This is a genomic window from Flavobacterium aureirubrum, assembly GCF_038739835.1.
Taxonomy (GTDB): Bacteria; Bacteroidota; Bacteroidia; order Flavobacteriales; family Flavobacteriaceae; genus Flavobacterium; species Flavobacterium aureirubrum.
Map to the genome: position 1 here is coordinate 67,363 of NZ_JBCGDO010000002.1, position 25,048 is coordinate 92,410.

General features: G+C 29.5%; 24 protein-coding genes. 7 read left to right on the forward strand and 17 right to left on the reverse strand.

Annotation, left to right across the window (positions count from 1 at the left end; genetic code table 11):
- Positions 1-36: 36 nt before the first annotated feature.
- Positions 37-690, forward strand: a complete 654-nt coding sequence (gene upp, locus WFZ85_RS02495) for a uracil phosphoribosyltransferase (protein ID WP_133532314.1) — start codon at positions 37-39, stop codon at positions 688-690.
- Here the strand turns inward: upp and WFZ85_RS02500 are convergent.
- Positions 685-1,614: a DUF6427 family protein gene (locus WFZ85_RS02500; RefSeq protein WP_342694706.1), complete on the reverse strand. Its 930-nt coding sequence runs from the start codon at positions 1,612-1,614 to the stop codon at positions 685-687. The two genes, upp and WFZ85_RS02500, sit on opposite strands and share 6 nt — an antisense overlap.
- 45 nt (positions 1,615-1,659) lie before the next feature.
- On the opposite strand from WFZ85_RS02500, the gene WFZ85_RS02505 reads away from it, so the two are divergent.
- Positions 1,660-1,890 carry a DUF6341 family protein gene (locus tag WFZ85_RS02505; RefSeq protein WP_342694707.1) on the forward strand — a complete coding sequence of 77 codons (231 nt, stop codon included), beginning with the start codon at positions 1,660-1,662 and terminating at the stop codon, positions 1,888-1,890.
- A gap of 32 nt (positions 1,891-1,922) precedes the next feature.
- Here WFZ85_RS02505 and purD read toward each other — a convergent pair whose 3' ends face one another.
- Entirely contained in the window at positions 1,923-3,194 is a 1,272-nt protein-coding gene (gene purD, locus WFZ85_RS02510) for a phosphoribosylamine--glycine ligase (RefSeq protein ID WP_342694708.1), read from the reverse strand.
- Positions 3,195-3,304: 110 nt separating this feature from the next.
- Here purD and WFZ85_RS02515 point away from each other — a divergent pair, with 110 nt between their 5' ends.
- The 3 genes from WFZ85_RS02515 to WFZ85_RS02525 all read left to right on the forward strand — a co-directional run bounded on the left by WFZ85_RS02515 (position 3,305) and on the right by WFZ85_RS02525 (position 6,993).
- Complete coding sequence (locus WFZ85_RS02515; protein ID WP_342694709.1) at positions 3,305-4,621, forward strand: phenylacetate--CoA ligase family protein; 1,317 nt, start codon at positions 3,305-3,307, stop codon at positions 4,619-4,621.
- 1 nt (position 4,622) lies between these two features.
- Positions 4,623-5,708 (forward strand): non-hydrolyzing UDP-N-acetylglucosamine 2-epimerase, encoded by a 1,086-nt coding sequence (wecB, locus tag WFZ85_RS02520; protein WP_342694710.1) that lies wholly within the window; start codon positions 4,623-4,625, stop codon positions 5,706-5,708.
- A gap of 100 nt (positions 5,709-5,808) precedes the next feature.
- Positions 5,809-6,993, forward strand: coding sequence for a glycosyltransferase family 4 protein (locus WFZ85_RS02525; protein WP_342694711.1), 1,185 nt, complete (start codon positions 5,809-5,811; stop codon positions 6,991-6,993).
- On the opposite strand, the gene WFZ85_RS02530 is transcribed toward WFZ85_RS02525, so the two are convergent.
- The 4 genes from WFZ85_RS02530 to WFZ85_RS02545 are packed head-to-tail and all read right to left on the reverse strand — an operon-like array spanning position 6,990 to position 11,768.
- Positions 6,990-8,357, reverse strand: a complete 1,368-nt coding sequence (locus WFZ85_RS02530) for an undecaprenyl-phosphate glucose phosphotransferase (protein WP_342694712.1) — start codon at positions 8,355-8,357, stop codon at positions 6,990-6,992. The genes WFZ85_RS02525 and WFZ85_RS02530 overlap by 4 nt on opposite strands.
- Before the next feature lie 6 nt (positions 8,358-8,363).
- Positions 8,364-9,347, reverse strand: coding sequence for a UDP-glucuronic acid decarboxylase family protein (locus WFZ85_RS02535; protein ID WP_342694713.1), 984 nt, complete (start codon positions 9,345-9,347; stop codon positions 8,364-8,366).
- Between the two features lie 8 nt (positions 9,348-9,355).
- On the reverse strand, positions 9,356-10,720 hold the full coding sequence (locus WFZ85_RS02540) for an O-antigen ligase family protein (protein WP_342694714.1): 1,365 nt from the start codon (positions 10,718-10,720) through the stop codon (positions 9,356-9,358).
- Positions 10,653-11,768: a DUF1972 domain-containing protein gene (locus WFZ85_RS02545; RefSeq protein WP_342694715.1), complete on the reverse strand. Its 1,116-nt coding sequence runs from the start codon at positions 11,766-11,768 to the stop codon at positions 10,653-10,655. The genes WFZ85_RS02540 and WFZ85_RS02545 overlap by 68 nt, the downstream gene beginning before the upstream one ends.
- A gap of 190 nt (positions 11,769-11,958) precedes the next feature.
- On the opposite strand from WFZ85_RS02545, the gene WFZ85_RS02550 reads away from it, so the two are divergent.
- Positions 11,959-12,735, forward strand: coding sequence for a 2OG-Fe(II) oxygenase (locus tag WFZ85_RS02550; protein ID WP_342694716.1), 777 nt, complete (start codon positions 11,959-11,961; stop codon positions 12,733-12,735).
- Here WFZ85_RS02550 and WFZ85_RS02555 read toward each other — a convergent pair.
- The 5 genes from WFZ85_RS02555 to WFZ85_RS02575 all read right to left on the reverse strand — a co-directional run bounded on the left by WFZ85_RS02555 (position 12,722) and on the right by WFZ85_RS02575 (position 17,990).
- Entirely contained in the window at positions 12,722-13,840 is a 1,119-nt protein-coding gene (locus WFZ85_RS02555; protein WP_342694717.1) for a glycosyltransferase family 4 protein, read from the reverse strand. The two genes, WFZ85_RS02550 and WFZ85_RS02555, sit on opposite strands and share 14 nt — an antisense overlap.
- The gene (locus WFZ85_RS02560) at positions 13,830-14,441 is read right to left on the reverse strand and encodes a hypothetical protein (RefSeq protein WP_342694718.1); all 612 of its coding nucleotides are present in this window, start codon (positions 14,439-14,441) and stop codon (positions 13,830-13,832) included. The genes WFZ85_RS02555 and WFZ85_RS02560 overlap by 11 nt, the downstream gene beginning before the upstream one ends.
- Before the next feature lie 680 nt (positions 14,442-15,121).
- Positions 15,122-16,033, reverse strand: coding sequence for a hypothetical protein (locus WFZ85_RS02565; protein WP_342694719.1), 912 nt, complete (start codon positions 16,031-16,033; stop codon positions 15,122-15,124).
- Between the two features lie 20 nt (positions 16,034-16,053).
- A complete protein-coding gene (locus WFZ85_RS02570) occupies positions 16,054-17,334 on the reverse strand; it encodes an oligosaccharide flippase family protein (protein ID WP_342694720.1) in 1,281 nt (426 codons plus the stop codon).
- Positions 17,335-17,438: 104 nt separating this feature from the next.
- Positions 17,439-17,990: a hypothetical protein gene (locus WFZ85_RS02575; RefSeq protein ID WP_342694721.1), complete on the reverse strand. Its 552-nt coding sequence runs from the start codon at positions 17,988-17,990 to the stop codon at positions 17,439-17,441.
- 111 nt (positions 17,991-18,101) lie between these two features.
- On the opposite strand from WFZ85_RS02575, the gene WFZ85_RS02580 reads away from it, so the two are divergent.
- Positions 18,102-19,595 carry a glucosyltransferase domain-containing protein gene (locus WFZ85_RS02580; protein ID WP_342694722.1) on the forward strand — a complete coding sequence of 498 codons (1,494 nt, stop codon included), beginning with the start codon at positions 18,102-18,104 and terminating at the stop codon, positions 19,593-19,595.
- A 295-nt stretch (positions 19,596-19,890) separates the two neighbouring features.
- On the opposite strand, the gene rffA is transcribed toward WFZ85_RS02580, so the two are convergent.
- From rffA to rfbA, 6 genes are all read right to left on the reverse strand, one after another.
- Positions 19,891-21,018 carry a dTDP-4-amino-4,6-dideoxygalactose transaminase gene (rffA, locus tag WFZ85_RS02585; protein WP_342694723.1) on the reverse strand — a complete coding sequence of 376 codons (1,128 nt, stop codon included), beginning with the start codon at positions 21,016-21,018 and terminating at the stop codon, positions 19,891-19,893.
- Positions 21,005-21,694 (reverse strand): GNAT family N-acetyltransferase, encoded by a 690-nt coding sequence (locus WFZ85_RS02590; protein WP_342694724.1) that lies wholly within the window; start codon positions 21,692-21,694, stop codon positions 21,005-21,007. The genes rffA and WFZ85_RS02590 overlap by 14 nt, the downstream gene beginning before the upstream one ends.
- Positions 21,691-22,617 carry a glycosyltransferase family 2 protein gene (locus WFZ85_RS02595; RefSeq protein WP_342694725.1) on the reverse strand — a complete coding sequence of 309 codons (927 nt, stop codon included), beginning with the start codon at positions 22,615-22,617 and terminating at the stop codon, positions 21,691-21,693. The genes WFZ85_RS02590 and WFZ85_RS02595 overlap by 4 nt, the downstream gene beginning before the upstream one ends.
- Positions 22,610-23,467 carry a dTDP-4-dehydrorhamnose reductase gene (gene rfbD / locus WFZ85_RS02600; RefSeq protein ID WP_342694726.1) on the reverse strand — a complete coding sequence of 286 codons (858 nt, stop codon included), beginning with the start codon at positions 23,465-23,467 and terminating at the stop codon, positions 22,610-22,612. Before rfbD ends, WFZ85_RS02595 begins: the two co-directional genes overlap by 8 nt.
- On the reverse strand, positions 23,461-24,012 hold the full coding sequence (gene rfbC / locus WFZ85_RS02605; protein WP_342694727.1) for a dTDP-4-dehydrorhamnose 3,5-epimerase: 552 nt from the start codon (positions 24,010-24,012) through the stop codon (positions 23,461-23,463). Before rfbC ends, rfbD begins: the two co-directional genes overlap by 7 nt.
- 175 nt (positions 24,013-24,187) lie before the next feature.
- Positions 24,188-25,045 (reverse strand): glucose-1-phosphate thymidylyltransferase RfbA, encoded by an 858-nt coding sequence (gene rfbA, locus WFZ85_RS02610; RefSeq protein ID WP_342694728.1) that lies wholly within the window; start codon positions 25,043-25,045, stop codon positions 24,188-24,190.
- Positions 25,046-25,048 lie beyond the last annotated feature (3 nt).

The window sequence follows — 25,048 nt, forward strand, 5'->3', positions numbered from 1 at the left end:
TATACTTTTACCCAAACATACAAATTTTTCAGCTTTATGCACATTCATTATATTTCGGAGCAAAACAGTATTCTTAATCATTTTTTGGCACAAATTCGTGATGTTTCTATCCAAAAAGACAGCATGCGTTTCAGGAAAAACATTGAACGTATTGGCGAAATTATGGCTTATGAATTAAGTAAAACTTTGGATTATAAAGCAATTGACGTGCAAACGCCGCTTGGCATAAAACATACTACAACTGTTGCCGAACCTGTAGTCCTGTGTTCTATTCTTCGTGCTGGATTGGCTTTGCATACTGGTTTTATGAACTTTTTTGACGATGCCGAAAACGGATTTGTTTCTGCTTATCGTCATCATTACGACAACGATGATAAATTTGAAATTTTGGTCGAATATCAAGCTGCACCATCGTTTGAAGGAAAAAATTTAATTCTAATTGATCCAATGTTAGCAACAGGACAATCGATAGTTGCTGTTTTGCACAAATTACATTTGGAACAAAAACCGAAAGAAATTCACATTGCTGTAGTTATTGCTGCGCCAGAAGGAATTGCTTATTTAGAAGAAAATCTTCCGAAAAACTGTCATCTTTGGGTTGCTGCTTTGGATGAAAAATTAAACGAGAAAAACTATATTATTCCTGGTCTTGGCGATGCTGGCGATTTAGCTTATGGCAGCAAATTATAACTGACCAAAAAAAGCAAGTAAACATCCCAATAGAACTGTAAACAATACAATTTCTTGATACATTTTACTCGGAGCGTATTCAATATTATTTGTTCCCATTACTGCCAACGGAAAAAAAGTAAACAGTAATATGGCATTATTTTTTTCTGGCGATATCAAAAAAATAACAAGGCCAATCAAAAATCCAAAAATCATTTTTTTATACGATGCTTGAAGAATTAATGGTCTGTTCGTGAGCGAGAAAACCATTGAAAAAAGAAAATACACTGCAATAATCGCATAAAATGATAAAGCCAAATTCTGAAAATTAGTAGTAAAAGAATCAATTTGAAAATTAATTTGACTTTGCTTGATAATATAATCAATCCATGATGTATCAAAAAGTAATGCTGAAAAAATGAAAATAATAGCCGTAGTAATAAAGGCTATGAAGGGCAACAACCAATTTCTGTAATCTCGTGAAACGTGAAAAATTATAGAAACATAAATCACAAAAAGGAAAAGAATACACCAAAAATGGAACAAACTTGCTATAAAAATCCACAACGAAGCATCGAATATTTTTTCTTTGGGAGATTTTAAAGTTTGTAACGAAATCATTCTTCGGATGGCAAGAATGACAAAAAAATTAGCTAACAACAGCTTCAAATTACCAAAAATAGAAGGAAATAAAGCTAAATAAAGCAGGAAAAACAAAATTGCATAACTACTGTTTTTGGTCAACCCATTCTTTTTTACAATAAAGTTAACCAAGAAAAGTGAACTTAGTAACACTATAATAGTCAATGCTTTTTCATAAATAGTATTACTATTTAAAACACTAGTTGATGCATTAAATTGAGAAAAAGTAAAAAAGAAAATCAGCAATAATACCGAAAATGCATAATTTATAAGTGTAGATTTTCTAAAAAACGTTGTAATCATAATGATATTTTATACATTTGTGGTGTAAATATAACATTTTATAAAATGAAAGCATTTTTTGAAGGAATTCAAACCTTATTTGTTGACTTTTTGTTTGTGCCACTTGACTTACTGCGTAGTTTAGAATTGAGCAACTGGTGGTTGGCAAACCTCGTGAGCTGGACATTAATGATTATTTGTTCGTATTACATTGTTTACTGGTGTAAGGAATTACAAAAACACCAAGACAATAACGAAGAGAACCAAGATACAACAGCGCATTCGTTTTTAAAATAAAAACTGGTTTTCTCTAAAAGACAAGTAATATTTTACAAATCTTTACCAATGTCTTTTCTAAAATACATCTTATCAAAATGTAGTTTGTCTATATTTTGGTAAGATTTTTTTATGGCTTCTTTAAAATTGCTTCCATATGAAGTTACAGCCAAAACTCTTCCACCATTACTCACAATTTGATTGTTTTTCATTTTTGTGCCAGCGTGAAAAACAATTGAATCTTTAACGTTCTCAATTCCCGAAATTACTTTTTCTTTTTCATACTCTTCAGGATAACCACCGGAAACAAGCATTATGGTGGTGGCACTTCTTTCATCAATTTCCAAGGCTACTTCATTGAGTTTTTCATTAGCAACCGCCAAGAAAAGTTCAACTAAATCTGATTTTATTCTCGGCATCACTACTTCCGTTTCAGGATCGCCCATTCTTACATTGTATTCAATTACTATGGGTTCACCTTTTACATTAATTAATCCAATGAAAACGAAACCCTTATATTCAATGCCGTCGCTTTTCAAACCAGCAATTGTTGGTTTTACAATTCGAGTTTCTATTTTATCCAACAAAACTTCATCGGCAAAAGGAACTGGAGAAACTGCTCCCATTCCGCCTGTATTTAAACCCGTATCACCTTCACCGATTCGTTTATAATCTTTAGCAGTTGGCAAAATTTTATAGTTTTTACCATCGGTTAAAACAAAACAACTAAGTTCTATTCCGTCAAGAAATTCTTCGATAACCACTTTTGCGCTTGCTGTTCCAAATTTTTCATGAACCAACATGTTTCTTAATTCAGACTTAGCTTCTTCTAAATCTTGAATAATCAAAACACCTTTTCCAGCAGCCAAACCATCTGCTTTTAAAACGTATGGTGGTTGTAATGTTTCTAGAAAATGACATCCTTCTTCTACCGTTTCTTTTGTAAAACTGTCGTAAGCAGCAGTCGGAATATTGTATTTTACTAAAAATTCTTTAGCAAATTCTTTACTTCCTTCTAATTGTGCGCCAACTTTTGATGGTCCAATTACTGGAATATGATTTAGTTGTGAATCGTTTTTGAAAAAATCAAAAATTCCATGAACCAATGGATCTTCTGGACCAACAACAACCATATCCACTTTTTCTGTTAAAGCAAATGTTTTTATGGCATCAAAATCTAAAATATTTAAAGAAACGTTTGTTGCAATTTGCGATGTTCCAGCATTTCCTGGAGCTACAAAAAGTTTAGAACATTTGTTAGATTGTAACATTTTCCATGCAAGAGCATGTTCTCTTCCTCCAGAACCAAGTAGTAAAATTGTCATTGTGTTGTGCTGTTATGTTGTGTTGCAAAAATAGTTTGTTTTCAAAAGAATTTAAAGCTAATCAGTAGAAAAGTTTTTGTTTTTGTATTTTTGAACAAAATAGAATTTTTGTGTTTCAACTTTTCAATTTATCGCTCAAATTAAATGGTTTTCCTGTGAAGGAAGCAATTGCTGAATTTGAAAAAATTCAAGCCATTTCTGATGCTGAATATGAAAATTATATTAATTTAAAACGAAAAGAAATTGTTGAATATCATCTAAAAAACAATAAATCGTATCAAGAAATTGTTGGAAAATTGGAGATTCAAAATTGGAGTGAACTTCCGATAATGACAAAAAAAGAATTTCAGAAACCTTTATCTGAAAGACTTTCTAAAGGCTTTACTTTAAAAAATGTTTACGTCAATAAAACTTCGGGTTCCAGTGGCGATCCGTTTATTTTTGCGAAAGATAAATTTTGTCATGCCTTGACTTGGGCAAATATCATCAATCGATTTGGATGGTTTGGAATTGATTTTAATTCGTCTAAACAAGCAAGATTTTATGGAATTCCTTTAGATTTTATTGGAAACAAGAAAGAACGATTAAAAGATGTTTTGAAAAACAGTTATCGATTCACTATTTTTGATTTATCCGATGAAATTCTTGAAAAAGTGTTGCTGAAATTTCAGAATAAAAAGTTCGATTACATTAACGGTTATACTTCTTCTATCGTTTTATTTGCTAAATTTCTTCAAAAGAAAAACATTGTATTAACATCGGTTTGTCCAACGTTGAAATGTTGTGTTGTTACTTCTGAAATGTTATTTGAAGAAGATAAAACTTTGATGGAAAAACAATTTGGTGTACCAGTTGTAAATGAATACGGTGCTTCCGAACTAGACTTAATAGCTTTTCAAAACAATAATGATGAATGGCAAATAAATTCAGAAACCTTATTTGTAGAAATTTTAGATGAAAATAACAATGTACTTCCCTTAGGAAAAGAAGGACGAATAGTAATTACATCTTTGTACAACAAAGCACATCCTTTTATAAGATATGATATTGGTGATATTGGAATTCTTGATGAAAAAAGTACATTTAAAAAACCTATTCTAAAAAAACTAATTGGAAGAACAAATGATATTGCGATTCTTCCAAGCGGAAAAAAATCACCAGGATTAACTTTTTACTACGTTACCAAAAGTATTATTGAGGATGATGGAAATGTAAAAGAATTTGTGGTAAAACAAACAAAAATTGATACTTTTGACATCGAATATGTAAGTCAAAAGGAACTTGATAACAATCAAATTAAAACTATCGGAAAAGCTATTTCTACATATTTAGAAAATGGTTTACATTTTAATTTCATACGAAAAGAAAAATTAACCCGTTCTAAAAGTGGAAAATTGAAACAGTTTGTATCACTAATAAAAAACTAAAATGAAAATTACCATAGTCGCTGGTGCAAGACCAAATTTTATAAAAATTGCACCTATAATCAAAGCTATTGAAAAGAACCAAAGTGAAGGTAAGACAATTTCTTTTAGACTAGTTCATACAGGACAACATTATGATAAAAATTTAAGTGATACCTTTTTTGAAGAATTAAATATTCCTCATCCAAACTCAAATCTTGAAGTAAAAAGTGGAACACAGGCGCAACAAACCGCTGCAATAATGATTGCATTTGAACAAGAATTACTAGAAAATCCTTGTGACTTAGTATTGGTGGTTGGCGATGTAAATTCAACAATGGCGTGTGCGATTGTAGCAAAAAAATTAAATATAAAAGTTACTCATGTTGAAGCAGGAATTCGCTCTGGCGATATGACAATGCCAGAAGAAATTAATAGAATTGTAACCGATAGCATAACTGATTATTTTTTTACAACCTCAACCTCAGCATCAGAAAATTTATTGAAATTAGGTTTCGATGGTTCGAAAATTCATTTTGTCGGCAATGTAATGATTGATACTTTGTTTCAAAATTTAAATCGGATTACGGCACCCATTTTTTGGGATGAATTTGGGCTAGAAACGGGTAATTACATTGTTTTAACCTTACATCGTCCGTCTAATGTTGATGAAGAAAAATCGTTACAAGAATTACTAGAAGGAATCGATAAGATGGTTGGTGATAAAAAAATTATTTTTCCTATTCATCCACGAACGAAAGCCATTTTAGGCGAGACAAATTTAAACCTAAAAAATATTCTATTTGTCGAACCACAAGGCTATTTGAACTTTATGTTTTTAATTAAAAATAGTTTTGCTGTGATTACTGACTCTGGGGGAATTTCTGAAGAAACTACGGTTTTAGGAATTCCATGTTTCACGATGCGAACTACCACCGAAAGACCAGAAACCATAGAGATTGGAACTAATAATTTGGTTGGAATTTCCATAGAAAATTTGACTTTAGCGTTTACAACCTTTCTAGAAAATGGTATGTCAAAAAGGGGAATTCCTGAACTTTGGGACGGAAAAGCATCAGAGCGAATTATAGATGCTTTGTTAAAAGTTTAACCACGAAGTTCACAAAGAATACACAATGAACACTATTTTACTTTAACTTTTAAAATTTACTTTGTGAGCTTAGTGCTTCCGTTGTGCCTTAGTGGTAAAAATGAAAGAAATTCTAATCATATCCAATTATTATCCGCCAGAAAAAGGCGCAGCAGCTAATAGAATTGAACAATTAGCTTTGAAATTGTTTCAAAATGATTATCAAGTTTCTGTTCTCTGTCCACTAGGAAATTATCCTAAGGGCGAATTGTTTCCAGAATATAAAGGGAAATTTTCGGTGACTGAAAATCGTGATAATATCACTGTAAAACGGCTGTGGATTTATCCAAGTGTGAGCAAAAATTTGATTGTGAGAATACTTTCGGTTTTGTCTTTTTCAACAAGCTTATTTTTGTATTTGATTTTCAAAAAAACGCCTCAAAAAGTAATAGTTCAATCTCCGCCATTATTACTTTCTTTTCTCTCTGTTTTTGTGTTATCGTTAAAGAAAAAAAAAATAATTTTAAATGTGTCAGATCTATGGCCTTTAGCTGCTATTGAGCTTAAAGCGTTAAGAGAAAACTCATTTTCACATAAAATATCATTGTTTTTTGAACGATTTATTTACAAAAAAGCCACATTAATTTTAGGTCAATCGGAAGAAATTATAACGCATATTCATTCTGTTTTTCCAGATAAAAAATGTTTTTTGTATCGAAATTTTCCAGAACATGAAACTGCATTGATGGAAATAAAAACCACTGAAAATCAAAATATTAAAATTTTTTATGCTGGTCTTTTAGGAATTGCTCAAGGCGTTTTGGAATTGTGCGAAAAAATCAAATTAGATCGACTTTCTATTGAATTTCACATCTTTGGTGATGGTTCAGAGAAAAATCAAATTGAAACTTTTATTTCTAAGCGATTTGAAAAGAACATATTCTTTCACGGCATGCTAGATAGAAAAGAGTTGCATGAAAAGTTAAAGTCGTTTGATGTTGCTATAGTTCCTTTAAAAGCTCGAATTTATGGTTCTGTTCCGTCTAAAATTTTTGAATATGGCTCGCTCGGGTTTCCTGTATTATATTTTGGTGGTGGCGAAGGTGAAAATATTGTTGCAGAAAACAATTTAGGTTGGGTTGCTAAAGTGAGCAATTACGACGATTTGAACGAAAAACTTGTTGAAATTTCAAAACTAAAAAAAACGGATTTTGATCAATTGAAAAAAACTGTTTTCTCCACTTCTGTTGAAAAATTCAATCTTAATAGACAGATAAAAGAGCTAATTGAAAAGGATGCTTTTTAATAGGCCTTTTCTTCTCCTTTAAAAATATTAATTACGGTTTGTAGAATAATTTTAAAATCCATAATCATCGACCAGTTTTCGATGTAAAAAACATCGAGTTTAATACGATTTACCATATCTTCTTCTGTTTCTATTTCGCCTCTAAAACCTTTTACCTGAGCCAAACCTGTTATTCCGGGCTTGACGTAATGACGAACCATATATTTTTTGATTTTACTAGAATAAGCTTTGTTTTGAGACCACAAGTGAGGTCGCGGACCAACAACCGACATATCACCAAGTAAAACGTTGAAAAATTGTGGTAATTCGTCAATGCTTGTTTTGCGCATTAGTCGACCTATTTTTGTAACCCTTGGATCATTTTTTGAGGCTTCTCTTTCAGTAAAACCATTGATTTGCATTGAGCGAAACTTGTAGCAATAAAATTCTTTTTCATCTAATCCAGGTCTTCCTTGTTTAAAGAAAACTGGTCCTTTTGATTCAAGTTTAATCAAAATTGTAAGTAATGGAATGAGCCACGATAGCAGAAAAACAATTACAAGCAATGAAAAAACAATATCAAATGCTCTTTTAATTCCTTTAATTACGGGGTTGTGTAATTGTGTTTTTTGAAGGGATAAAACGGGAAATAATTCGTAGTAATCAACCTTTAAATTTTTTGAAAAAATTTCTTTGGTATCGGGAATAAATTTTATTGCTTTCTTATTTTCATCTGCAAACTCTACTAGTTCTTTTAATTTTTCATTTGAAATTTCGTTTAAAGAGCAATAAATTTCGTCGATCTTGTTTGCAATCGTATAATTTTCAATATCATCGATTTTTCCTAAAATTTCACTGTTCTGCTTTTTATCAGAAAAAAAGCCGAAGAAACGATAACCGTAGTCTTTTCGATTTTCAAAGACATCTTTCAACCTAATTGCCTCTGGTGTATATCCTATTATTACCGCATTTCTAAAATTGGAACCTGTTGCAATTCTGTATTTTTTAAGATAAAAAAAGAGAAAATATTTAAACCCAACGATAATAAAAAAACTAAGCGTCAAATAAATAGCTGTTGCTTTTCCGCTGAAAATAGCGGTTTTTGCGAAAGGAAAAAATGCAATAACGATTAGCAAAAAAATACTAAATTGTTTTACCAGTTTAGTAATAATTTCAACAGGAGTCGTAAACCTAAAAACTTCGTAATACTTAACAATAACAGCAATAAAAAGCCAAGTAACGGTTTGATATGTCAAATAATAAAACATGTTAAGTTTCAATTCTCGAAAGAAATACAAACTTAATGCGGTTATTACAATTAGATCAAAAATGATATTTATGGGTCTAATGTACTTTGAATATCTGCCTGTTTGGTGTGCAACCATAAAACTCTAGTGGATATATCCTTTAAAATCTTTATGCTCTTCTTTTAAAAGTTCGTCAGAAGACAATGATTTGAAATAATCATACGTTAATTTCATACCTTCATCTCTTTTAACTTTAGCTTCCCAACCTAGTATTTCTCTTGCTTTTGTAGTGTCTGGTTGACGTTGCATTGGGTCATTAATTGGTAACGGATGATACACCACTTTTTGGCTTGTTCCTGTTAATTTAATAATTTCATCTGCAAAATCTTTGATGGTGATTTCGTCTGGATTACCAATATTTACGGGATAAACATAATCAGAATGTAGTAGTCTAAAAATTCCTTCTACTTGATCGGTAACATAACAAAACGAACGCGTTTGACTTCCATCACCAAAAATGGTTAAATCTTCGCCACGCAATGCTTGACCAATAAAAGCGGGAATTACTCGACCATCATTGAGTCGCATTCTTGGTCCGTAGGTATTAAAAATTCTAACTATTCTAGTTTCTACACCATGAAAAGTGTGGTAAGCCATTGTTATTGATTCTTGAAAACGCTTGGCTTCGTCATAAACACCTCTTGGACCAATGGTGTTTACGTTTCCATAATATTCTTCGGTCTGTGGATGAATTAATGGATCGCCATATACTTCTGATGTTGATGCAATAAGAATTCTAGCTTTCTTTACTCTTGCTAAGCCTAAAAGATTATGCGTTCCGAGCGATCCTACTTTTAAGGTTTGTATCGGAATTTTCAAATAATCAATTGGACTAGCTGGTGATGCAAAATGTAGAATATAGTCTAATTTTCCTGGAACATGCACAAACTTAGTTACATCATGATGATAAAACTCAAAGTTTTTTTCTTTGAATAAATGTTCGATGTTTTTTAAATCACCTGTAATTAAGTTGTCCATTCCGATGACAAAATATCCTTCGGCTAAAAACCTATCACAAAGATGTGACCCTAAAAAACCTGCTGCGCCAGTAATTAATATTCTTTTCATATAAATTTTTATGCTACTTTGGAGTTATTTTTTAAATCCCACTGCTTCGGGAATGAATTAAAAAGACAATACAACACGGTGAAAAAAACCACTCCTCTTTGTCTCCAAAGAAATGATTCTGTCAAAAATAAACTTATCATCAGAAATGCGAAAGCAAAATGAACAAAATCTTTTGATTTATATGCGTTTCTAAGATTAAAAATGAGAATTATTACCAAAAGGATGAATCCAAAAAAACCTAACTCAGCAAAAACCTGAATATACTGATTGTGAAAATTTTTATTTTGATATCCTTCTTTTCCTTTTTCTCCTTCATAAAGATTGTAAAAATCAGCTTTCTCTTTAATTTTAGGATAAGAAGCATTGAGGCCAAAACCAGTAAAAAAGATAGCGTTCTCTTTAACTAATTCTATAAAAATTCTGAATTGGTAAACTCTAAAAGCGGTTCCGTTAAAATAGTCGTTAGGTGTGAACTTGGGACTTGTCCACGCTTCGTTAATGCTGACATAATGAACTCCGTTTGGAATGCCTTCCACCACATTGGCACTTAAACTTTTATCAGTATTGGTTTGAAATTCAACCTCAAACCGCTGTTTTATTCTCCCGACTGAAAAAAGTACAATTAACAAAAGTCCGAACAAGATTAAATTTCGAAGTCGCAGTTTGTGTGCTGATTTAGCGAAAAAGAAAGTATAAATTAAAACCAAAAGAACAACCGCCAAAACGATATTTTTTGATGATAACAGTAGTAAAAACCCAAATAGAATCAGCGATAGAAAAGTATCTATTTTAGTTTTAGTTTGTTTTGTTAAAAAATGAAAAAAAGCTACCGCCACAAAAATGGATACGTGAATAGCATTTAACAATTTGGGAACCAATCCATAGTCAATAAAATCATCGCCGTGATAAAAGAAAACTCTTATATCATTAAGTATAAAATACCGAATTATCGCTCTTGTTAAAAAATAGAAAACTAAAAAAGTAACCGCATAACTATAATAAGCAATTATTTTTTGCTTTTGTACTGACGAAAAATCCTGAATGAATAAAAATGCCAATGGAATAAGTAACAGAGGGATTTCTTTTGATAAAGCCGATGCTGTACTCGCTTTATCAATAGACCAAGCAAGCGAAAAAATCATTATAATATACAATAAAATTGGTAAAATTACAGGCAGATTTACTGAGAAGTTTTCCTTTTTAAAAGTAAAAATAGCGACTAATAAAAAAATGGCGAGCGCAATATTGTTAACGGCAAATGATAACGGAATAGTTAATAAGACCAGAAGTAAAGGAATAAAAGAACTATGGTTTTTGTTTTCTTTTAGTAGATTTTGCCATACATTCTTCAAAGAGTTGTAAATATTCCCCATTTATTTTTTCCCAATTAAATTCATTGATAATAGCGTCAAAATTGTTTTGAACTAATTGCAAGTTATCATTTTTTTTGATTGTATTCAGAATATTTTTTACTTCGTTTGGAGTTGAAAAATAATAGCTGTTTTCTTTTAATATTCCCTTGTTGAAATCATTATTATGAGCGATTACTAAAGCTCTTGATGCCATGGCTTCTAATAATGACGGATTGGTACCGCCAACAGAATGACCGTGGAAATATAAATTTGAAAAATAACGAAGATTATTCAAGTGCTCCAAATTATAGATTCCACCCATAAAACGGATATTGGAATGGTCTTTAAACTTGTTTTTTAGGTATTCACCATACTTTGTTTGGTGCTTTCCAATAACTAAAATTGGCGTTTTATCTTCATTCATCGCGACACCTTCTAGAACCAAATCCAAATTATTTTCGGGTTCAAAGCGAGCCATTATCATGTTATACTTTTCTTTCTCGACCTTATATTCTTGCAGTACATTTTCATCTGGATTTGAAAAAGGATATGCGCCATAGGCAATATAAGTGGAGTTTTTTTTGTATTTCTCTTTTAAGAATTTTTGAATGCCTAATGAATCCGAAATCAAAAAATCACTACTATTTGCGGCTAACCTTTCGGCAAATTTCAAGAATTGCTGCACTGGGTTAGAATATTTAGTTCTTTTCCATTCTAAACCATCCATGTTGGTAATGATGATTGATTTTTTGGGTAAAAGAAAGTGCCAAATGGAATTACTTGTGTAACCTAATTGTAAAATGATATCGAAATCTCTTTCACGAGAATCCATGATGCAATTATAATCGTAAATAAACTGACCAAATGTTCCCAGTTTATATTCTGGATCGTATTGATGGATGATATTTACGCCGTAAAAATCTTTTTCTTGATAGGGATGATCATGAGAATTGTAGCAATAAACTTCATTCCCTTTCTGGGCAAGATACACCGAAAAAAATTCAGCAAACTGTTCAAAACCACCGTAGTAATTGGGCACACCACGAGTTCCTAAAATGGCTATTTTCATCGAGACGCTTATAATTTAAGTCGCAAAAATAACTAATTATAACACTATTTGAAGATCATAAATATAAAATGTTATAAATAAACCATAAAATAGTTATTACAACTACTGCAATAAGCTTAAATGATTTTAATCATGTTTTATATTGAGTTTAATTTCTATTTTTGTAGTTCTAAAAAATAAACTTTGTTTTATGATTAATTTTGAACGACTTGAAAAAAATTTAGATTCATTACGTATTCAATATTTAACAGCACAGCCTTTTCCTCATCTTTTAATAGATGATTTTTGTGATTTGGAGAAACTAAATAAAGCATACGAAGCCGTTCCTGAATTGAATAATAAAAGCCGAGATTATGCTTTTGCTAATAACAAATTTGAAAAATCAAATTATAAAGAAATTTGCCCAGAGTTTTTAGAACTTTATAATGATTTGTCATCTGAAAGATTTAACAATATATTAGTCTATATTACTGCCAAAAAAACTTTTGTTGATCCAAAAAATTTTGGAGGTGGTTTACATCAAGGAAAGAAAAATAGCTTCTTAGACATGCATCTTGATTTTAATTATCATCCGATAAATAAAAATTGGTATCGTGAACTAAATTTATTGTTGTACTTAAACAAAGATTGGAAACCTGAATATAAAGGTCACTTAAAAATCAAAGATCTAAGAACTAACGAAGAAGCTGAATTAGCAGTTCCTTTTAATCGATTAATCATTCAACAGTGTGCGCCATATTCACTTCATGGATATGATATGACTAATTTTCCCGATGGTCGATTTAGAACATCTATTGCAACTTATGCATATCAAATTCATGAACGTTTTATTGAAACACCAAGAACTACTGATTGGTTTCCAAAAGATGATGCTTCGGCGATGAAAAAGTTATTTGCGAAAAACTATAACTTTTTAGTGAAAACAAAGAATAAGTTTTTTGGAAGTGCAACGGCTAAGAATCAGTAAACTTTTCTATTTGAGAGTTAAAAATTTTTGCTGCAATTTTCCAGTTGTATTTTTGCTTAATTATTTCTCTTTTTTGCAATAGATTTTCGTCTTTATTTTCAATTACATAATTTAACTTTTCGTCTAAATCTTTTTGATTTGTTGGGTTGAAAAAGTAATTGTCAAAAAAATCGAAATCGCCCATTGCGGTTTGATTTGAACAAATAGTAGGTATTTTGGCTGCCACAGACTCAAGTGGCGGAATTCCAAAACCTTCAGCTCTTGATGGATAAACACTTACATTAGAACCTCGAAGTAATAATATCATTTTTTCAAATTCAACTCTTTTGAAGCAAATAATTTTTTGTTTTATTTTTTCTTCAAGTGAATTGAATAAAGTATCAAAATCCTTATTTTTAAAAGTGTTGTCGCCAATAAAAACTAGATGATAATTTTCATAAATTTTTTGATTGACAAAAGACTTAAGCAATAAATGATGGTTTTTTCTTGGTTCCCATCTACTTACGTAGAGTATATAATTTGAAATTCCATGTTCTTTTTTTACATCTAAAACTGTCTTCTCTTTGTCATATTCCTCAAAAAAAATATCGTCAATTCCATTTGGCATGACAACAACATTTTTTACTTTTAAATGTTTTTCTATTTGAATTTTAGAATATTCGGATACTGTAAAAATAATATCTGAAATTTTAGCGCTAAACTTATATGTTAAAAAACTTTGAAATCTATTTAATCTCGGGAAATCTTCTGGGAAATCTTCAAACAAAACATCATGAGTAGTTACAATATACTTGCAAAGTTTTAATGGTGGAACTCTGTACTGAAAATGTGCAAAATCTATTTTATTTTTAAATATTAACCTTGGTATTTCAAACAATAAGCGAATAAAAGGATTTTTAAAATAATACTTAACATATTTCAAATTGTCCTGTTCTCCGAATATTTGCTTTAGATTCTTTATATCGTAAGCCGCTAAATAAAAATCTTTTGTAGAATCTTTAATTAATTCTAGATATAATCCTTGAATGTAAGTTCTTGTGCCTTGAAAATTTCCATCAAACACATGACAGTCAACAAATATCTTTGTTTTGGTATTATTTAACATTATTTTTTATTGATAATCTATGTTCTTTTAAAAGCAATTCTCTATAACACAATAGGAAACCTAAAAATATTGATTTGTTGTCTAATTTTAGATATAATCCCATAAAAACCCAATTAGACAATATGAGGAAAATCCCGGTTCCAATAATTAAATAGTTTATATATCTAATTTCTTCAGTTTCTGATTTAAGATTTCTTGTTAAAATAATGATAAACAATATGGTTAAAAAGACACCCGCCAAACCTGACTTTAAAAACATAGTCATATAAGCGTTATGTAATGCTGGAACATACCTTATTAACTCTCCATCATTTGTCCACATTTCTCTTCCTATATCAACTGTTGAGCCAAGACCTTTTCCAAAAAGGGTTGTAAACCATCCATTGCTAGTAACTTGTCTAATTGTTATAATATTTTCAAAAGAACGATAATTATCGTTAAATTCTTTCCAATCATCCTGATTGATTTTAGTTTTAAAAGCCTCGATTGGAGCAATTTTTATTTTATAAAAGAAGGCTTCAATACCCTTTCCTTTTCTATTTGGATAAGAATAGTATATTGCTGAATAACAACCAATTGTTAAAACAATAGTCGTTATCATAACTTTTAAACTTCTTGGGGTAATTCTAAAATATCCTTTTAGAGCTAAAAACATTATTATAAATTGAATAATATTTGTCCTAGCTAGATAAAGTAAAAGTGATATCGAGATTATCAAACTAAATACAAGTATCTTTTTCTTAGTTAAATTCAAACTGAATTTGGAGCTAAATAGTAAAATCATTAAAACACATACTTCATAATCGTCAAAATATCCTCCATAATGTCTTAATTCATGAATATTACTAATTGAAAAAAATAGAAAACAAATTATCAAAGTAAATATATGGACTATTGCAAGTACAACACCTGTATAAATGACTAGACGTAGCATTTTTGGCCCAATTGTTTTACAGATATTATAACCTATCAGGATACCTATTATTGGTTTTAATAAATAAGTAAGGTCTCTAATGCTATTGTATAGTTTATGATTGTAATTAAATGAACTGAAGAAAGCAATAATTATTATTAGAAAAAGAATTAAGAATAAATTAAATACTTTTACAGAATAACTCTTTTGCAATGTTATAAAAGCAACGAATGACCATACTAAAAAAGTAATCTCATAATTTTTTAAGAGCAAGACAAGCAAACTTAGATAAAGTAAAACTGGATATGTCTTAATTTTTGAGATAATCATGTGAAGAAGTATTACTTGTTTAAACTGCGAATTTTAAATTATAAAATATCTTTTATTTTGTAATTTTTATTTGTTTCAACATCAAAGACATTCATTTCGTTGATCATTTTTAGTCTTTCGTGATGTCTTAAAAAGAGTAATTCCCCTTTTTCCCCTTTTGAGTCTCTGTTTGCAGACTTGTTAAATCCTTCAGAAGCACTATATTTCAAGAAAGGTTCAGACAAATCTTTTCTAACAAAGTAAGCATTAACTCCTGCACTTGAAGTTCCTATAAAGTCATATCCTTTTTTTTCAGCTAAATGACAGAAAGCGGCTAATGATGCACCAAAATATAATTCTGAAAAATGCTCTTTACTTCTAACAAAATCTATTTTATAAGGAACAGTAACTTTCTTATGTGGTCCAAATGCTGAATTATATTCACACACAACTACTCTAGGATTAATACAATGTATACTTTCCCAAACCCAATAATCATTACCATCAATATCAACACTTAAAAGACCTATGTCTTTTACATCGGTGTAACTAGAAATCAAATTATTAATATTTTCTTTTGTTATAAAACTATTAATTGCCACTAAATCATATTTCCAATAAATGAAATCTTTTTTTATAAAATTTATATTTTTACTCGACCCATCAATAACCAAACCCGACCAATTATTATTGAAGAGTAAAAATCTTGTATTAGACTCTGTATATGTTTCCACTCCAAACTCTATAAAAATTTTGTTCGGAATTTCAATCTTATTAATTATATATTGAATAATACCATCTTCTCCTCTTTGAGAAAAAACCTGAAATTCAACCTCATCCAATGATTTAATATATTGTTTTTGATTGTTAATATTGGATAGTATCTTCCCGTTAATTAAAAGAGATTTATTGACATCATAATTTAACTTTTGATGAATTTTTTTATATAGTAACTTAAGATGATTAATCATTTTTCTCGCTTTTTAATAAATTATTCGTTTACAAGAGCTTGTTGGCGAAAATAAGGTTTTAATATTAATAAATAAATAAATGCAATAGTCACTTCTGTAATTATAAGAAAAATTATAACTTCTTTTAAACCTAAGTAGTTGACAATTAGTGAAAGTCCAATAAAATTAAAAATTGTTGATAATACGGTTATTTTAATATATTGTTTATTCTTGTTTAAGCTAAAAAGAAGTTGTTCTAAAGGAAGTGTTACTCCAATAAAAATAGGAATAATCAAAGCCAAATGTAGATAAATTTTAAATTCCGATAATAAGTGATTGTCTACTTTAAAAAACAATAAAATAAAATCTGAAAAAACATAAAACAAAACAAGTATTAAAATAAAAAATAACCCGTTTGTTCCGTTTAACTTTTTCCACAAAAGAATTCCTTTTCTTAAATTTTTGTCAATTTCAAAACAAACATAACTATATGAAAATTTGAAAAAAAGTTGAAGGTATGTCCTTAAAAGTGTGATAATCTGTTCAATAATTTTAAATTGTCCTGCCAAATATTCTCCTGAGAAAAAACCAATTATAATAACTGGGGAGTAATTTCTAATGGCAAAGAAAAGTTGTGAAATACAAAATGAAAAATCATCCTTAAGAATTCTTTTTACTTCTGTTAAACAAATATTATTTAATTCGATTTTATATCGCCTCATTATCCAAAAAACTCCAATTAAGTTGGCTAAAATTGCTCCTATTCCAGCCCATAAATTGGCATAAATAAAATCTTCCGCTGAAGTAATAAAAAAAACAACCCCAAATACATTAATGATTTTGGCTAATACATTAATAATTGATATCCCAAGAAAATTCTCAACACCTTGAAAAAACCATGTTGGATTAATAAACTGACCAATTACAATTGATAAGCTATAATAAAAAACCATGCTGTTTCTATCAAAATATGGAATAAAATAAACAATAATACATGTTAAAGCGCAAACAGATAAGAGCAATAAGAACTTAACAGCATAAATAGTTTTAAACAACTTCTCTAAAGTCTTTGGTTGTTCCCTATTGATTGATATTTCTTTAACACCTGTAATGTATGAGCTATAATCAACTATAACAATCAATATAAAAGCTAAAGCTTGTCCCATTGCAATTGCTCCTAAATTTTCAATACCGCATTTAAAAATTAAATATGGAGTAATCAACAATGGTGTCAAAAGATTAACAATTTGACCAAAGCCATAGATTATAAAATTTTTGACTTTTCGACTTTTAAGTTTGCTAACTATTTTTTCTTTTAACATTATTGTTTGATGAACCTATTTTTGTTTTTCAAAAATAAACATAAAAAACTAAAAGCCATAGATTTCTATTTATCTATGGCTTTTAAGAAGTATAGTAATCGAAATTATTTAGCTAATTTAGGTAATTCAGCTGCAAATACTGACTCGTGTGGATATAAAGAAGGTGTTTCCTTTTTACCGTCTTTTACTAAAGCTTTAACTAAACCTGTAACTGGATCAAAAGTGCATTTATTAGCATCCGCTCTAAAAAATACACCAATTTCAGCTCCTTTTAATTCTCTTGTGTTGCCTAGATATTCAAATTTGATTGATTTTATCAATATATCATCCTGCTCTGGATTTCTTCCTAAATCTAACCTCAACTGAGTTGGAAATTCATCATTAGGAAGATAAAATTCAACTAATTGGTCACTTTCTGAACCTTTAATTACTTTCCAAACTCCTTTTTCAAAATTTAATGACCCATCTTCAGTATACAATAAACAAAAATCATCATTTTTTTTTGTAACCATGTTTAGTGTTACTTTAAAAGCATTTGAAGCTGGTGCAATTTCCTCTTGACCTTGGGCTGAACCCTCTTTGTCTTTTCCTTCTTCTTTACAACTTATTGCAGTTAATGTTAAGAAAAGCAATAAAAATAAATTTTTAAATTTCATTTTATCCTAGTTAATTTGTTACAACTTAATTTATATCTTGCGCAAAAGAAATGATTATCCCAATCATTTACAAATTAAATTAACTTTGTTTCTTTTTTTAATAAAACTCACATGTCTAGTCCAACTATTTTAACTGGTGAAAATCCTTATAAATTATTTGTTTTTTCGTTTCTTTTAGCAATTATAACTTATGGTTTTGCACTAACAAATTTTACATTAACAGTAGATAATGAAATTCCTATTTTACCAAACTATGGATTAGACTTGGGTCGATGGGGACATAATTTAATATTGTATCATCTTTTAGGTGGTCATTTTCAATATTTTTCACTTATACTTAGCCTTTTTTTGTATAGTGTTTCTGCAATAAAAATTAGTAATTTATTTAAATTTAATAACTATGCTGCTTATTTTTTTTGCGCCTTGTTTATAACTTTTCCTCAAATATCCTATCAAGTAGTTTTTGGAATGATGTCAGTTATTGCAGGATTAGGTGTGTTATTGTCTACAATTTGTGTTGAACTATTTCTAAAAACCATAGAAGAAAAATCATTTTTTAAACGAATAATGCTTTTTTCATTAATTGGTGTAATATTGATGTTTAACTTATCATTATATCAAGCATTTATACTAATACCAGTAGTATTATATTTAATCTTATTTTTTCAAAAAATCTTTGAAGAAAATTTTAACTTGAATTTTGAAATAAAAAAAGGTCTTTTGTTATTTTTGATAATAATAATTTCTGGTATTCTTTATTATTTATCAGTAAAAATTATTTGCCCTATTCAACAAGGTGGATATATAGACTCTTTTGTCAGTGGAGGATCAGCTGATAATCAATTCTTAAATTTTTGTTCCATTTGGTTAAAAAATCTTGTTGGTAACTTTTACTATGGTTCATTTACTTTTATTATAGCAACATTAGCTAGTATCTCTTTGTTTGTTACGTTTTTTATAAAGAAAGAAAATACTGCTATACGATTTCTAACTCTTTTAGTGATTTTAATAATGCCTTTTTTAATGTCATCAATAATCACTAATGGATACCATCCACCGCGATTATATTTAACATCAAATATTGTTTTTGCATTTATAATTGTATTTACATTAAATTATTTTAAATTGAATTTATTTAATATTACCAAAGTTGGAATAACCCTAATATTAATTACGCATTTCTACTTTGTATCTCATCTTTTTTATTCTGCTAATAAAATTTACAAACACGATAAAAAAATTGCTGAAAAAATTGATTACATTATACAAAATAAGTACCCAAACTTTTCATCTACAGAAAAACAAATCTACTTTTATGGTAGTTTCCATTATGATTATCATCAAAAATTTAGATTAAAAAATTCCGAAATTTTTGGTGGCTCTATATACAGTTGGGATAATGGTAGTAATTATAGAATAATTAACTTTTTCAAAGAAGCTGATGTTGCCGAATATAATATGATTACTAAAGAAAAATTTGATTTAGCAAAAGAATCCATATCTAAAATGCCAATATGGCCAAATCCTGAATCTATTAAAATGATTAATGAAGCTGTTATTGTTAAGTTAGGTGGAGAAAAAGGATCACCACTTTACTTTGAATAAAATAATTTTAACTCTTTTTTAATTTCAATTTAACTATTTGGTTATTCTTTCGGATAAAATATTAATGCCCTAAACTAAGTTATTACTTATAATGTTGTAAAAAATTGAAAAGTGTAAAAACCAAAAAAATATATGCAACAATCTAAAAATTAGTTTTATTTTAAAAGAAAAAATAACACTTATATTACTGAAGTTCCGACAAAGTTAGTTGCTACTTCTTAGTAAACAAGAATAAAAATATATTTTCCGTTTTTAATTTGATATTGATCTTTAAAAACTTGAGAATTTATCTCTTTCATGAAAATGAATTAATTATGTTAATTATTTTTTTCTGTTGTTCTTCCGTTTGTTCATAAAACAAAGGAAGTCTCAAAAGACAATCTTCAAATTTATCAGAATTTAAGAGGTTTCTACCATCATGTTTCTTGGCATAAAACTCACTTTTATGTAATGATAGATAATGAAAAACAGCTAAAATATTATTTTCTTTGAGTTTACTGATAAGGTTTGTTCTGCTATCCAAATTTTTGCAGACGATATAAAACATGTGTGCGTTGTTGGTAGCATACTTAGGAATTGTAGGTAATTTTATACTAGGGTTGTTTTTTAATCCTTCATAATATCCATTCCATATTTCTAATCTTTTTTGCTGTATTTTTTCAATATTTTCTAATTGAGCCCAAAGAAAAGCTGAAATTATTTCACTTGGTAAAAATGAAGAACCAGTATCTACCCAACCATATTTATTAATTTCGCCTCGAAAAAATAAAGCTCTATTAGTTCCTTTTTCCCAAATAATTTCTGCTCTTTCAATAAAACGATCGTCGTTTACTGTGAGCATTCCTCCTTCTCCAGAAATTATATTTTTAGTTTCATGAAAAGAAAAAGCTCCCAAATGCCCTATACTTCCTAATGCTTTTCTTGTTCCATCCTCAAAAATACAATAACTGTCAATTGCTTGTGCTGCATCTTCTATTACTATCAGATTGTTTTTTTCTGCAATCCTCATAATTTTCTCCATATCACATGCAATTCCTGCATAATGTACAACTACAATTGCTTTAGTTTTGGGGGTAATTAAACTTTCAATTTTATCTGCGTCAATATTTGGATTATTAGGATAAGAATCCGCAAAAACAATGTGTGCATTTTGTCTTATGAATGCAAGTGCAGAAGAAACAAATGTATAACTAGGAACAATTACTTCGTCTCCTGGTTTTATATCAGCCAGTAAAGCACACATCTCCAATGCATCAGTACAAGAAGTTGTAAGTAGTGCTTTTTTGAAATTATACTTATCTTCAAAGAATGTCTGGCACTTTTGAGTAAAAATACCATTTCCTGAAATTTTTCCAGAAGCAACAGCTTCTTCAATATATTTTGTTTCATTACCCGTTAGGTAAGGTTTATTAAATGGTATCATTAATTTTCCAATAATGTTTTATAAAGGTGTTATCACAAATAGAATATCCTTGCTTATGATAAAAATTACAAGCTTGTTTATTTTCAAATTGTGTTGGTATTATTAAACTGGTTATCTTTTTTTGATATAAAACTGTTTCTAAATGCTTTAATAAAATTCCACCAATCCCTTTTCCTTGCTGTTCGTTAGAAACTGCAATTAACCCTACAGTAGCTTTGTCATCAGTAATTTTATAAGTTAATAAACCCACAACTTCTTCGTTATTTTTATACAAAAGAACATCGTCTGCAAAAGTTTTTGAAATGGAATTATCTATCCAAAGACGATACAATTCTTTGAATTTTTCTGTTCCAAAGTTTTTATCGAGTAAAAATCGACTGTGTTTTCCACTTTCAAAAGCTAGTTGATAGATATTTTGAATGTTATATTCTATTTCTGAATGTGAAAAAACGTTTTCATTGGTTTGAAAAATTTCGCTCAAATTTTTGTGAAACTTTACTTTTTGTTCAGAAAACGAATTTTTAAAACCATCTAATTTTAAATCAAAATCTTCATCTGAAACAACATACAACAAATCATAATCAGTAAAATTTGAATAATCTTCACCATCAGATAAATTTACTTCACCAATTTTTAGATTAAAAAAATCTGAATCCCATTTCTTTTCTTCTATCATACTATTTCATCAATTATAAAAACAGGACGATTTTTTGATTGGTCGAAAATTTTTCCAATGTAAATTCCAGTAACTCCAATAGTTGTTATTATTATTCCAGATAAAAACCAAATAGACACAATTAAAGATGTAAATCCTAAAACTGCAATTTCATGGTGTAACGCTTGGTATATGTAATATATTCCAACGCAAAATGATAGAAAAGATATAATCATTCCAAATTTTACAAAAAGTTTCAATGGCTTGTTTGAAAATGAAATAATGGTATTAAATGCTAAACTAACCAATTTAGAAAAACTATAACTTGACTTTCCTTCATCTCGAAAAGCGTGTTCAACAGTTATTGATGTGGATTTAAACCCAACAAAGTTGACAAACAATGGAAAAAACTTAATATAATCGGAAATTTCTAAGATTGAATTAACCACTTTTCTATGATAAATTCCAAAATTAGCAATTTCATTATCATACTTTGTTTCGGTAAAAAAACTATACACTTTTGAGAAAATTTTTGATGATAATTTTTTAAAAAAAGTATCCGACCGTTTTACTCTTCTCGCTAGAACAATTTCAAAACCTTCTTGAGCTTTTTGATATAATTTTATAATTTCTTTAGGTTGATCTTGTAAATCACAATCCATAACAATAATCCATTCGCCCGAAGTATTTGCCAAACCTGCCATAATTGCTGGATGTTGACCAAAGTTTTTACTCAATCGAATGGATTTAACAGTATCAAATCGTGCTGAAAGTGATTTCATTTCTTGCCAAGAATTGTCAGGACTTCTGTCATCAACCAACACAATTTCATAAGACAAATTCATCTTTTGCATTGTATTTTGGATTTCGGTTACCAAACTCTCAACAATTTTTTCGGCTCTATAAACCGGACTTACGATTGATATTTTAGGACTATTATTCACTTTGATTTCTTAAACTTTCTTCCCAATTGTTAATTTCTATTCCAAAAACTTTTTTTATTTTACTCTTATCCAAAACACTAAAACTCGGTCGTTTTGCTGGTGTTGGAAAACTACTTGTTGGTATTGGAAGTAAATTTATATTTATATTATTAATTTCAAATATTTTTTTGGCAAAATCATACCATGAACATTGTCCTTCATGACTGAAATTGTAGATTCCATAAAAGTGTTCAGTGTTCAGTTTTAAGTGTTCAGTTATTATCTTTATTAACCCTTCTGCTAAGTCTACTGCATTTGTTGGTGTACCAATTTGGTCGTTTACCACAGAAATAATATCTCTTTCAGAAGCTAAACGCAACATAGTTTTCATAAAATTATTACCAAATTGTGAATAAACCCACGATGTTCTAACAATAAAATGATTTGCCCATATTTTTTGAATTTCGATTTCACCTTCTAACTTGGTCTTGCCGTAAATTCCTGTTGGATTGGGTAAATCTTCTTCATTGTAAGGCGTTTGCTTGTTGCCGTCAAATACAAAATCAGTAGAAACATGAAGTAAAATCGTGTTGTATTCTTTGCAAACTTCTGCTACATTTTTGGCGCCTGTTGCATTAATCAAATACGCTTTTTCGGGTTCACTTTCGGCTTTATCAACCGCTGTATACGCTGCGGCATTGATACAAAAGTTGGGCTGAATTTTAGAAAAAACGGATGCTATTTTTTCTAAATTAGTAATGTCTAATTCTGAAGACGAGCAAAAAACAAACTGAAGTTCAGGATATTTTGTTGCAACATATTGCAAACTTTGTCCTAATTGTCCGTTAGCTCCAGTGACTAAAACTACCATGCTTTCTTGGCATTTTCTATTGTAGGTTGTACTTTATCTTTTTCGGAAATGATTAAATCTTCCAAAGGAAATTTCCAATCAATATTCACGGTTTTGTCGTCATAGCTAATTCCGCCTTCTGACTCTTTGTTGTAAAAATTATCACATTTGTAAAAAAACGTAGCCGTTTCGCTCAAAACTAAAAACCCGTGTGCAAATCCTCTAGGTACAAAAAATTGTTTCTGATTTTCCGATGATAAAAATACAGCTTCATATTGCCCAAATGTTGGGGAATTGGGTCTAATATCAACAGCAACATCCAAAACCTCACCTTTTAAAACGCGAACTAATTTGGCTTGAGCATGTTCACCTGTTTGATAATGTAATCCGCGCAAAACACCTTTTGAGGAAAAGGATTGATTGTCTTGAACAAAATGAACATTTTGACCAATTCCGTTTTGAAACGTCTTTTCGTTGAAACTTTCCATAAAATAGCCTCGTTCATCTTGAATAACTTTAGGTTCAATAACGAAACAACCTTCTAATTTTGTTGGGATAAAGTTCATAGTTTTTTAATTCAATAGCAATTCAAAAATCAATTTCAACTTCAAAATAGAAACCTAAATTTTTTAATTTACCATCTAAGACAAGTAAGGTAATTTAAGTTTTTATCGGTTTTGTATGTTTTCCTGTACTTTTACTTATATGTTCTTAAATGCCTTATATGGATAATTCATTTGGCTAAACTAAACTTAATAAGTGTTTTCCGTAACCACTCTTAAGCAATGGTTCTGCTATTTTTTTAAGTTGTTCTGCATCGATATAACCCATTTTAAATGCTGCTTCTTCAATAGAACCTATCTTTAATCCTTGGCGTTCTTCTATGACTTGTACAAACTGACTGGCTTGCATTAATGAGTTAAAAGTTCCTGTATCAAACCATGCTGTTCCTCTATCAAGAATACTTACTTTAAGTTTACCTCTTGTTAGATATTCTTTATTAACATCGGTAATTTCAATTTCTCCTCGATGACTTGGTTTAATATTGCTTGCTATTTCTACGACATCATTGTCATAAAAATAAATTCCTGGAACGGCAAAATTTGATTTTGGTTCGATTGGCTTTTCTTCGATTGATAATACTTTGCCATTAGTATCAAAATCAACCACACCATAACGTTCTGGATCATGAACATGATAAGCATAAATGATTCCACCATCGGGGTTATTATTACTTTGTAATAGCTCAGCTAATCCAGTTCCGTAAAAAATATTATCGCCCAAAACCAGCGCTACTTTATCGTTTCCAATAAATTCTTTACCAATGATAAAAGCTTCTGCTAAACCGTTTGGATGTTCTTGAACAGCATACTCAAATCGACAACCCAACCGTGAACCATCACCCAATAATTGTTGAAAAAGAGGTAAGTCATGTGGCGTGGAAATAATCAATATTTCTCGAATTCCCGACCACATTAAAGTTGACAATGGATAGTAAATCATTGGTTTGTCATAAATAGGCATCAATTGCTTACTTACTGCTAATGTCAATGGATGCAATCTTGTGCCTGAACCTCCGGCTAAAATTATTCCTTTCATAAA

Bases quoted from the DNA above. Each gene is read 5' to 3' on its own strand.
- upp (WP_133532314.1), top strand. From the start codon at position 37: ATGCACATTCATTATATTTCGGAGCAAAACAGTATTCTTAATCATTTT.
- WFZ85_RS02500 (WP_342694706.1), bottom strand. From the start codon at position 1,614: ATGATTACAACGTTTTTTAGAAAATCTACACTTATAAATTATGCATTT.
- WFZ85_RS02505 (WP_342694707.1), top strand. From the start codon at position 1,660: ATGAAAGCATTTTTTGAAGGAATTCAAACCTTATTTGTTGACTTTTTG.
- purD (WP_342694708.1), bottom strand. From the start codon at position 3,194: ATGACAATTTTACTACTTGGTTCTGGAGGAAGAGAACATGCTCTTGCA.
- wecB (WP_342694710.1), top strand. From the start codon at position 4,623: ATGAAAATTACCATAGTCGCTGGTGCAAGACCAAATTTTATAAAAATT.
- WFZ85_RS02525 (WP_342694711.1), top strand. From the start codon at position 5,809: ATGAAAGAAATTCTAATCATATCCAATTATTATCCGCCAGAAAAAGGC.
- WFZ85_RS02530 (WP_342694712.1), bottom strand. From the start codon at position 8,357: ATGGTTGCACACCAAACAGGCAGATATTCAAAGTACATTAGACCCATA.
- WFZ85_RS02535 (WP_342694713.1), bottom strand. From the start codon at position 9,347: ATGAAAAGAATATTAATTACTGGCGCAGCAGGTTTTTTAGGGTCACAT.
- WFZ85_RS02540 (WP_342694714.1), bottom strand. From the start codon at position 10,720: ATGGGGAATATTTACAACTCTTTGAAGAATGTATGGCAAAATCTACTA.
- WFZ85_RS02545 (WP_342694715.1), bottom strand. From the start codon at position 11,768: ATGAAAATAGCCATTTTAGGAACTCGTGGTGTGCCCAATTACTACGGT.
- WFZ85_RS02550 (WP_342694716.1), top strand. From the start codon at position 11,959: ATGATTAATTTTGAACGACTTGAAAAAAATTTAGATTCATTACGTATT.
- WFZ85_RS02555 (WP_342694717.1), bottom strand. From the start codon at position 13,840: ATGTTAAATAATACCAAAACAAAGATATTTGTTGACTGTCATGTGTTT.
- WFZ85_RS02560 (WP_342694718.1), bottom strand. From the start codon at position 14,441: ATGATAACGACTATTGTTTTAACAATTGGTTGTTATTCAGCAATATAC.
- WFZ85_RS02565 (WP_342694719.1), bottom strand. From the start codon at position 16,033: ATGATTAATCATCTTAAGTTACTATATAAAAAAATTCATCAAAAGTTA.
- WFZ85_RS02570 (WP_342694720.1), bottom strand. From the start codon at position 17,334: ATGTTAAAAGAAAAAATAGTTAGCAAACTTAAAAGTCGAAAAGTCAAA.
- WFZ85_RS02575 (WP_342694721.1), bottom strand. From the start codon at position 17,990: ATGAAATTTAAAAATTTATTTTTATTGCTTTTCTTAACATTAACTGCA.
- WFZ85_RS02580 (WP_342694722.1), top strand. From the start codon at position 18,102: ATGTCTAGTCCAACTATTTTAACTGGTGAAAATCCTTATAAATTATTT.
- rffA (WP_342694723.1), bottom strand. From the start codon at position 21,018: ATGATACCATTTAATAAACCTTACCTAACGGGTAATGAAACAAAATAT.
- WFZ85_RS02590 (WP_342694724.1), bottom strand. From the start codon at position 21,694: ATGATAGAAGAAAAGAAATGGGATTCAGATTTTTTTAATCTAAAAATT.
- rfbD (WP_342694726.1), bottom strand. From the start codon at position 23,467: ATGGTAGTTTTAGTCACTGGAGCTAACGGACAATTAGGACAAAGTTTG.
- rfbC (WP_342694727.1), bottom strand. From the start codon at position 24,012: ATGAACTTTATCCCAACAAAATTAGAAGGTTGTTTCGTTATTGAACCT.
- rfbA (WP_342694728.1), bottom strand. From the start codon at position 25,045: ATGAAAGGAATAATTTTAGCCGGAGGTTCAGGCACAAGATTGCATCCA.